Source organism: Mesorhizobium sp. M1E.F.Ca.ET.063.01.1.1 (genome assembly GCF_003998155.1).
Taxonomy (GTDB): Bacteria; Pseudomonadota; Alphaproteobacteria; order Rhizobiales; family Rhizobiaceae; genus Mesorhizobium.
Window position 1 is genome coordinate 1 of sequence record NZ_RZSC01000203.1, and the last position, 8894, is coordinate 8894.

An 8894-nucleotide genomic window follows, 5' to 3' on the forward strand; every position below is an offset into this window, starting at 1 on the left:
GTCAAGCAGGCCGTGGCCGAGACCGCCAAGATGGCCGGCGTCGCCGGCCCGATCGAGCCGCGCACCATGCCGCCGGCGCCGGCCGCCGCCAAGCTGATCGCGGAGGCCAATCTCTCGGTCGACCAGCTCTCCGGCTCGGGCAAGCGCGGCCAGGTGCTGAAGGGCGACGTGCTCGACGCGATCGCCAAGGGCGCGCCGTCGCAGCCGGCCGAGGCGCCGAGAGCGGCGCCCGCGCCCGTCGCTGTCCGCGCCCCGTCCACGCCGGACGACGCCTCGCGCGAGGAGCGCGTGCGCATGACCAAGCTGCGCCAGACCATCGCGCGCCGCCTCAAGGAGGCGCAGTCCACCGCCGCTATGCTCACCACCTTCAACGAGGTGGACATGAGCGCGGTGATGGCGCTCAGGGCCAAGTACAAGGACGTGTTCGAGAAGAAGCATGGCGTGAAGCTCGGCTTCATGGGCTTCTTCACCAAGGCGGTGACGCATGCGCTGAAGGAGATCCCGGCCGTCAATGCCGAGATCGACGGCACCGACATCATCTACAAGAATTTTGCCCATGTCGGCGTCGCCGTCGGCACGGACAAGGGACTGGTGGTGCCGGTGGTGCGCAACGCCGACCAGATGTCGATTGCCGAGATCGAGAAGGAGATCGGCCGGCTGGGGCTCGCCGCGCGCGACGGCAAGCTCTCGGTTGCCGACATGCAAGGCGGCACCTTCACCATCTCCAATGGCGGCGTTTACGGGTCGCTGATGTCGACGCCGATCCTGAATGCGCCGCAGTCCGGCATCCTCGGCATGCACAAGATCCAGGAGCGGCCGATGGTGGTCGGCGGCCAGATCGTCATTCGCCCGATGATGTATCTGGCGCTCTCCTATGATCACCGCATCGTCGACGGCAAGGAAGCGGTGACCTTCCTCGTGCGCGTCAAGGAAAGCCTGGAGGATCCCGAGCGTCTGGTGCTCGATCTCTGAGTGGCCAGGGTGGCGGCGCGCGATCGGGGCGGCGAATGACAGCCCGTCTGCTTGGCGCCGCCAGACCGGTCGTGCTTGCGGCCAGCGCGGCTCTCGTGGCGGCCGATGCCCAGGCCGCATGCCCGATCCAGCTCGCCGTCTATGGCGAGGCGCAAAGCGGCGCCGAGATCGACTTCACCCCGACCGGCACCTCGGCGACGATCACCAACAGCTTCCGCATGATCCTCGACAACAATACCGTGCTCGACGGCATCGCCATGTGGACCGAGGGCTCCGCCTCGCGCCCGCACGGCTCGCTGATGTACAAGTGCCCGACCGGCGACGTCACCGGCGAGGAGCTTGCCGCCTGCACGGTCTGGGAAGGCGTCATCTACAGGGCGGATGAGAAGGGCGGCGTCGGCCTGCTGCCGGCCGAGGGCGCCGATGCGCCGAAAAGCCTGATCTTTCCCGATCTCGGGCCGTCATTGCAGATGTCGGCCGCTTACGGTCCAGCCGGCTTCTCCAAAGTGCCGTGGGACGTCTTTACCCTGAAGGGCTGCCAGGAATGAGCACGCACAAGAAGACGCTGCTGGTCACCGGCGGCAGCCGCGGCATCGGCGCCGCCATCTGCCGGCAGGCAAATCAGGCCGGCTATCGCGTTGCGGTCAACTATGTCTCCAACCAGCTTGCCGCCGATGCGCTCGTCGCCGAGCTCGAAGCCGCCGGCGGCGAGGCCTTCGCGGTCAGGGGCGACATCGGCGACGAAGCCGATGTGATCGCGATGTTCGAAACGGTGGACAAAGCCTTCGGCCGGCTCGACGCTTTCGTCAACAATGCCGGCATCGTCGACGTCAAGGCGCGTGTCGACGAGATGAGTGCCGAGCGGGTCGAGCGCATGATGCGCATCAACGTCGTCGGCTCCTTCCTCTGCGCCCGCGAGGCGGTGAAGCGCATGTCGACCCGCCACGGCGGCAAGGGCGGCGCTATCGTCAATCTGTCCTCGGCGGCGGCGAGACTCGGCTCGCCCGGCGAATATGTCGACTATGCCGCCTCCAAGGGCGCGATCGACACGCTGACGATCGGGCTGGCGCGTGAAGTCGCGCTGGAAGGCATCCGCGTCAACGCGGTCAGCCCCGGCATCACCGAGACCGAGATCCATGCCTCCGGCGGGCAGCCGGACCGCGTGGCGCGGATGCAGGACATGCTGCCGATGAAACGGGCGGGCACGGCCGATGAGGTCGCCAGCGCGGTTCTCTATCTTCTGTCGGACGCGGCCTCCTATGTAACGGGCGCGATCCTCAATGTGAGCGGCGGCCGCTGAAGGCCGGATAAGAAGGACAGTCTCATGGCTTATGACGTCGTAATCATCGGATCGGGACCGGGCGGCTATGTCTGCGCCATCAAGGCGGCGCAGCTCGGCCTGAAGACGGCGGTGGTCGAGAAGAACGCCACCTTCGGCGGCACCTGCCTCAACATCGGCTGCATCCCGTCGAAGGCGCTGCTCCACGCCTCCGAGATGTTCGCCGAGGCCGGCCATGCCTTCGATGCGCTCGGCGTCGAGGTCGGCGCGCCGAAGCTCAATCTGAAGAAGATGCTGGCGCACAAGGATGCGACGGTGGCGTCCAACGTCAACGGCGTCGCCTTCCTGTTCAAGAAGAACAAGATCGACAGCTTCCGCGGCACCGGCAAGGTGGTTTCCGCCGGCAAGGTGTCGGTGACCGGCGAGGACGGCAAGGTCGAGGAGCTCGAGACGAAGAACATTGTCATCGCCACCGGCTCCGACGTCGCCGGCATCCCGGGCGTCAAGGTCGACTTCGACGAGAAGGTGATCGTGTCTTCCACCGGCGCGCTGTCGCTGGCCAAGGTGCCCGGCCACCTCGTGGTGGTCGGCGGTGGCGTCATCGGGCTGGAGCTCGGCTCGGTCTGGGCCAGGATTGGCGCCAAGGTCACGGTCGTCGAGTTCCTCGACACCATCCTCGGCGGCATGGACGGCGAGGTGTCGAAGCAGTTCCAGCGCCTGCTGTCCAAGCAGGGTTTCGAGTTCAAATTAGGGGCCAAGGTCACCGATGTGGCCAAAACCAAGAAGGGCGCCAGCGTGACGTTCGAGCCGGTCAAGGGCGGCGCGGCCGAAACCATCGAGACCGACGTCGTGCTGGTCGCCACCGGACGTCGCCCCTATGCCGACAGCCTGGGGCTGAAGGAAGCGGGCGTCGATGTCGATGAGCGCGGCCGGGTCAAGACCGACGGGCATCTGAGGACCAACGTGCCCGGCATCTACGCCATCGGCGACGTCATCGCGGGGCCGATGCTGGCGCACAAGGCCGAGGACGAGGGCGTGGCGGTGGCCGAGACGATCGCCGGCCAGGCCGGCCATGTGAACTACGACGTCATCCCGAGCGTCGTTTACACCAGCCCGGAAATCGCCTCCGTCGGCAAGACCGAGGAGGAATTGAAGAAGGCCGGCATCGACTACAAGGCGGGCAAGTTCCCGTTCAGCGCCAACGGCCGCGCGCGCGCCATGCTGCACACCGACGGTTTCGTGAAGATCCTGGCCGACAAGGCCAGCGATCGCGTGCTCGGCGTCCATATCGTCGGCTTCGGCGCCGGCGAGATGATCCACGAGGCCGCGGTGCTGATGGAATTCGGCGGCTCCTCGGAAGACCTCGCCCGCACCTGCCACGCGCACCCGACGATGTCGGAAGCGGTGAAGGAAGCGGCGCTGGCGACGTTCTTCAAGCCGATCCATATTTAGCTGCGCGCCACGCGCCGGCGCCGAACGCCCATCGAAGGCGTGGTTCCACCAACCAAAACGGCCCGCCTTTCGGCGGGCCGTTTGTCGTTGAGCTTTGGCTTGATTACTGAGCCGGGGCAGGTGCCGGCGCTGGGGCCGGAGCGGGCGCTGGTGCCGGTGCGGGCGCCGGTTCAGGTGCAGGTGCAGGAGCAGGCGTTGCGGGCGCCGGCTCAGCCGGTGCGGGCGCCGGAGCCGGCGTCGTAGCTGCCGGCGGCTCGGCGGGTGCCGGGGCCTTCTCGCCGCCGCTTCTGCCAAAAACATAATACGCAACAATGGCCAGGATAATGACAACAAGGGCGATCAGCCACCCGCTGCCGCCGCCACCCGACGAGGGGGGCGTGCTCGGAGGGGTGAAGGGGTCGTTAGGGTTCGCCATGAAAGGTGTCCTCCTTGGAATGAAAGGCTTCAATCAACAGCCATCAACGCGCGATCCCGCAATCGGTTTCACGCAGGCGGACGGAAAGCGCTGAAAAAACGGCGTTTTCCGCTCCCCAGCCGCCAGACGACTCAGTTGACGGCGGTAACACTATACCCTGCCTTGCGGAAATCCTCGACCAGTCCTTCGGGCCCCGGCAGATGCATCGCGCCGACCGCCATGAAGACGTTGCCCTTGGCCAGAATCGGCTCGGCATGCTCCACCATCACCTTGTTGCGGCTGGTGATCATGGTCTGTTCGAAGGCGGCATAGCCGGCCTGGTCGTTTTCGGCATCGGGCAAGACGGTGCGAAACAGCGGCCAGAACATACCGACCTCGCCACGCTGGTAGAGCACGATCATGGTCTCGTTGAGGTCGTTGGCCTTGTCGCCGAGCCTCAGCGTGTCGACCAGCCCCTTCATGTGGAAGGCGAGCGGCAGCGAAGCCATGGCGCGGAGCTGACCGGCAACGGTTTCCAGACCTTCGACCGCCTTGCCGTTCGCCTTTGCGTCCGTGGCCAGCTTGACGTCGAGCACCGGTGCTCCCGCGGTCTGACGCGCCACTTCGCAGGCGGGAAGCGCCACCATGGCCGAAAGGATCCACGGCTTCATCTTGGCGACCGTCGCGGGCGGAATGCCGCGCGCATCGAGCCCCTTGTTCAGCACCGCCGCGTCCTCGGGCGACAGCAGCGAGGACAGCGTGGTGTCGTCGGTGAACATCATCAGGCCGGGCTCTGCGGCGATTGCCGCCATCATCTTGCTCTTGTCGAGCACTTCGGTGGTTTCGATGATGACGGTGTCGGCGCCGTCATAGGCTTTCTGCGCCGCGGCCGGCAGCGTGGTGACGCGCGCGTCGGTCATGTGCATGGTGCCGAAGAGATAGGACGGTTTTTCGCCTGATTTCTTCAGCTTCCACAGCAGACCCTTGCCGTTGGGAACGGCGGCCGCCTCGGCTTCGACCTTCTTGAAGGCAGCGGGATCGCTCTTTGCCAGACTTGCCAGCAGATCGGAGCCGCCGCAGGCGGGAGCCTCGGCATGCGCCCTGCCGGCCAGCAGCAGGACGATGAGAAACGACAGGAAAAACAGCACGTTGAGCGCTGCGAGCAGCTTCAACGAGACAAGAGCCGCGCGGTCGGCGATGGCGATGACGCGTTTCATGAGGAGCTTCTTAAGCTGAAAAAGCGGCAAAACGGTTAACCGGGCGACCGAAATTTTCGCTGCGGTTCCGCTCAGGCACGCGGATGCGCCCGTTCGTAGATATCGAGCAGCCTCGCCGTGTCGACGCCGGTATAGACCTGCGTGGTCGACAGGCTGGCGTGGCCGAGCAGCTCCTGGATGGTGCGCAGGTCGCCGCCGCGGCCAAGCAGATGCGTGGCGAAGGAATGGCGCAAGGCATGCGGCGTCGCCGTGTCCGGCAGGTTCAGTGCCGAGCGCAGCTTCGCCATCTCGCGCTGGACGATCGCCGGGTTCAGCGGCCCTCCGCGGGCGCCGCGGAACAGCAGGCCCTTGGGGTCGATATGGAAGGGACAGAGCCGCCGGTATTCGGCAACCGCTCGCTGCGCCACCGGCAGCACCGGCACCAATCTTGTCTTGCCGCCCTTGCCGGTGACGCGCAGCACGGTGTCGGCTTCCGTGGCCAGATCGGCGCCGGTGAGCCCAAGCGCTTCGGAGATGCGCAGTCCGGAGCCGTAGAGCAGCGTCAGCACGGCGGCGTTGCGTGAGGCGATCCATGGCTCTTCCGCCAGCTGCCCCTCCACGCCGACGACCTGCTTTGCATCACTCGCCGTCAGCGGCTTGGGCAGCGATTTCGGCTGGCGCGGCGCGCGCAGTGCTGCCGCACCCGCCGCGTTGACGAGGCCGCGCCGTTCGAGAAAGCGCAGCAGCGAGCGGATGCCGGCGAGGCCGCGTCCCAACGTGCGGGCGCCGGCGCCGCTATTGCGGCGCGCGGCGAGGAAGCCGCGCAGATCGGCCGGCCGCAGGTCGGCGATATCGGCGATGCCGGGCGGACCGCCGCAATGTCCGGTCAAAAAGTGCAGGAACTGGCGCGTGTCGCGCTCATAGGCTTCGACCGTCTCGGGCGACAGCCGGCGCTCGCGCGCCAGCATCTTCAGCCAGTTCTCGCGCGCCGCCTGGAGGTCGGGCTTTGCCGGGATGAGGAATTCCTGCATGGCGGCATTTTCCGGCGGGGAGGTTAGGAACCGGTGAAGAGCGCGTCATTGAAATGACAGCCATAGGGGGGTAGAGCAGGGCAAAGGAAGTGACGCCATGTCGAAGCTCGAGAACCCCGTCCAGATGGCCGTGATCGGCGCCGCGCATGGCATCAAGGGCGAATTGCGGGTGAAGACCTTCACCGGCGATCCGCTGGCGCTCGCCGACTACGGGCCGCTCCAGGCCAAGGACGGCCGAGCCTTCCAGATCCTCGACATCAGGCCGGCCGGCACGGTGGTGGTGGTGCGCTTCAAGGGCGTCAACGACCGCAACGCCGCCGAGGCGCTTGCCGGCACAGAACTCTTCGTCGACCGCTCGGTGCTGCCGGACGACGGCGAGGAGGACGAATTCTACCACGCCGACCTGATCGGCCTGGAGGTCAGGGACGAAACAGGCGCCATCGGCAGGGTTGTCGCCGTGCACAATTTCGGCGGCGGCGACATTCTCGACGTCACGCTCGCCGGCCGCAAGGGCGTGCTGATCCCGTTCACCCAGGCCGCGGTGCCGCATGTGTCGATCGCCGACGGCTTTGTTCAGGTCGATCCGCTGGCGGCGGGTCTGGTCGACGACGAGGATGGCGAGGCGCCAGGCCATTCCGGCTTCGATCCGAAAGGCCGGCCGCGCGGACCGAAGGATGCCGGGGGCAACCGTTGAGCTTTGCCGCCTCGGTGCTGACGCTCTATCCCGAAATGTTTCCGGGCGCGCTCGGCCTGTCGCTCGCGGGCCGCGCGCTTGAAGCCGGCACCTGGTCGCTGGAGGCGATCCAGATCCGCGATTTCGCCGCCGACAGGCATCGCACCGTCGACGACACGCCGGCCGGCGGCGGCGCCGGCATGGTGATGCGCGCGGACGTGCTGGCCAAGGCCATCGATCACGTTTCGCCGCAGGGCGACGAACGTCCAAGGCTGCTGATGAGCCCGCGCGGCAGGCCACTCACCCAGGCGCGCGTGCGCAAGCTCGCCGCGGGGCCTGGCGCGGTGATCCTGTGCGGCCGCTTCGAGGGCGTCGATCAGCGGCTGATCGAGGCGCGCGATTTGGAGGAAGTTTCGATCGGCGATTTCATCCTGTCGGGCGGCGAGCCGGCGGCGCTGGTGCTGCTCGACGCCGTCGTGCGGCTGCTGCCCGGCGTCATGGGCAACGCCGTCTCCGGCGAGGAAGAAAGTTTCGAGAACGGCCTGCTCGAGCATCCGCACTACACGCGGCCGCAGGAATTCGAGGGCAGGCCGATCCCCGACGTGCTGATCTCCGGCAACCACAGGAAGATCGCCGAATGGCGGCGCGCCGAGGCGATTAGGTTGACCAGGGAGCGGCGGCCGGATCTGCTGGCGGGCACTCAGCCCTTGGTGAAGTAGTAGAAGGCCAGGAGCAGGCCGACGGCGACGACGAAGCCGCGCACCACGCCTTGCGGCACGCGCTTGGCGATCCACACTCCGGCATAGCCGCCGAGCGCGACGCCCGGGATCATGACGATCGCCTGCGGCCAGGCCACGACGCCTCCGGAAACGAAGACCAGAATGGCGACGACCGCGATCACGATGGACAGCATGTTCTTCAAAGCGTTCAGGCGATGATAGTCGCCGGCTTGCGTCAGGCCGAGGGTCGCCAGCATCATGACGCCCATGCCGGCGCCGAAGAAGCCGCCATAGACCGCGGTCGCGAACTGCGCGAGCGAACCGGCAAGCGAGCCGACCGAGGCCTGGTGCTCCGGCCCGGCCGCCGGTTTCAGCCACGGCCCGGCGGCGAACAGGGCGGTGGCGGCAATTAGCAGCCACGGCACCAGCGCCCGGAACGACGGATTGGTGAGCGCCAGCAGTATGAGCGAGCCGGCCAGCGCGCCGAGGGCCGAGATCAGGCAAAGCAGCAGCGCGCCGCGCCAGAAATGCCGGATATCGGTCCAATAGGCGAGCGTCGAGGTGATGTAGCCTGGCAGCTGCGTCACCGAGGAGGTGGCGTTGGCGGCGATCGGCGGCAGTCCGACCAGCGTCATGGCGCCGAAGGTGAGGAAGGTGCCGCCGCCGGCTACCGCGTTGGCGGCGCCCGAAGCAAAACCCGCGACAAAGAGCAGGACGGCATCGAAGAATGTCATTGAGGAAACACCAAGGGAATGACCTTTCCCCGCTTAGGAAGCTTGCGCGGCTGACGCAACCGACACGGCGACAATAAGATGGTGCCATGCAGGCAAAAAATGTGCTTCAAAGACGTGACAAAGTGCCGAAATAGCGGTATGTGGCCGCCCGAACCGGAAGAACGATCTTCTGGACCCGTCAACAATGGCGGTGTAGCCGTCCCTGCCCAATGCTTTCGGCAAAGGGCATAGCCGAGCGGTCAATGGAACTGCAAGGCGAGTTGAGGACGCTCTGACTGTCGGAAGAACAAGAAGTGGATTTTTGAGATGGACCTCATCCGTCAGCTCGAGGCCGAACAGGCCGCCAAGATCGAAGCCAAGCGCAAGCTGCCCGAATTCCAGCCCGGCGACACCGTGCGCGTCCAGGTGCGCGTCACCGAAGGCAGCCGCACCCGCGTCCAGGCC

General features: G+C 66.6%; 11 protein-coding genes. 8 read left to right on the forward strand and 3 right to left on the reverse strand.

Annotated features, from left to right (window positions below):
• From odhB to EOA29_RS41440, 5 genes are all read left to right on the forward strand, one after another.
• Positions 1–972: 2-oxoglutarate dehydrogenase complex dihydrolipoyllysine-residue succinyltransferase (odhB, locus tag EOA29_RS16285; protein ID WP_127221147.1), on the forward strand; the 972-nt coding region annotated here is incomplete at its 5' end.
• A 35-nt stretch (positions 973–1007) separates the two neighbouring features.
• Positions 1008–1520 carry a hypothetical protein gene (locus EOA29_RS16290; RefSeq protein WP_126091192.1) on the forward strand — a complete coding sequence of 171 codons (513 nt, stop codon included), beginning with the start codon at positions 1008–1010 and terminating at the stop codon, positions 1518–1520.
• Positions 1517–2272, forward strand: a complete 756-nt coding sequence (locus tag EOA29_RS16295; RefSeq protein ID WP_126091193.1) for an SDR family oxidoreductase — start codon at positions 1517–1519, stop codon at positions 2270–2272. The genes EOA29_RS16290 and EOA29_RS16295 overlap by 4 nt, the downstream gene beginning before the upstream one ends.
• Positions 2273–2296: 24 nt before the next feature.
• Complete coding sequence (gene lpdA / locus EOA29_RS16300; RefSeq protein ID WP_126091194.1) at positions 2297–3703, forward strand: dihydrolipoyl dehydrogenase; 1407 nt, start codon at positions 2297–2299, stop codon at positions 3701–3703.
• 99 nt (positions 3704–3802) lie between these two features.
• Positions 3803–3946, forward strand: coding sequence for a hypothetical protein (locus EOA29_RS41440; RefSeq protein WP_189350464.1), 144 nt, complete (start codon positions 3803–3805; stop codon positions 3944–3946).
• Positions 3947–4249: 303 nt separating this feature from the next.
• On the opposite strand, the gene EOA29_RS16310 is transcribed toward EOA29_RS41440, so the two are convergent.
• Positions 4250–5314 (reverse strand): TraB/GumN family protein, encoded by a 1065-nt coding sequence (locus tag EOA29_RS16310; RefSeq protein ID WP_126091196.1) that lies wholly within the window; start codon positions 5312–5314, stop codon positions 4250–4252.
• Between the two features lie 71 nt (positions 5315–5385).
• Entirely contained in the window at positions 5386–6324 is a 939-nt protein-coding gene (locus EOA29_RS16315; protein WP_126091197.1) for a tyrosine recombinase XerC, read from the reverse strand.
• 97 nt (positions 6325–6421) lie between these two features.
• Here EOA29_RS16315 and rimM point away from each other — a divergent pair, with 97 nt between their 5' ends.
• Together rimM and trmD are read left to right on the forward strand one after the other, a co-directional pair.
• Positions 6422–7018: a ribosome maturation factor RimM gene (gene rimM / locus EOA29_RS16320; RefSeq protein WP_126091198.1), complete on the forward strand. Its 597-nt coding sequence runs from the start codon at positions 6422–6424 to the stop codon at positions 7016–7018.
• On the forward strand, positions 7015–7716 hold the full coding sequence (trmD, locus tag EOA29_RS16325) for a tRNA (guanosine(37)-N1)-methyltransferase TrmD (RefSeq protein ID WP_126091199.1): 702 nt from the start codon (positions 7015–7017) through the stop codon (positions 7714–7716). The genes rimM and trmD overlap by 4 nt, the downstream gene beginning before the upstream one ends.
• On the opposite strand, the gene EOA29_RS16330 is transcribed toward trmD, so the two are convergent.
• Positions 7698–8450 carry a sulfite exporter TauE/SafE family protein gene (locus EOA29_RS16330; RefSeq protein WP_126091200.1) on the reverse strand — a complete coding sequence of 251 codons (753 nt, stop codon included), beginning with the start codon at positions 8448–8450 and terminating at the stop codon, positions 7698–7700. The genes trmD and EOA29_RS16330 overlap by 19 nt on opposite strands.
• Positions 8451–8756: 306 nt before the next feature.
• Here EOA29_RS16330 and EOA29_RS16335 point away from each other — a divergent pair.
• The coding region (locus tag EOA29_RS16335) for a 50S ribosomal protein L19 (protein ID WP_127221148.1) at positions 8757–8894 on the forward strand (138 nt) is incomplete at its 3' end.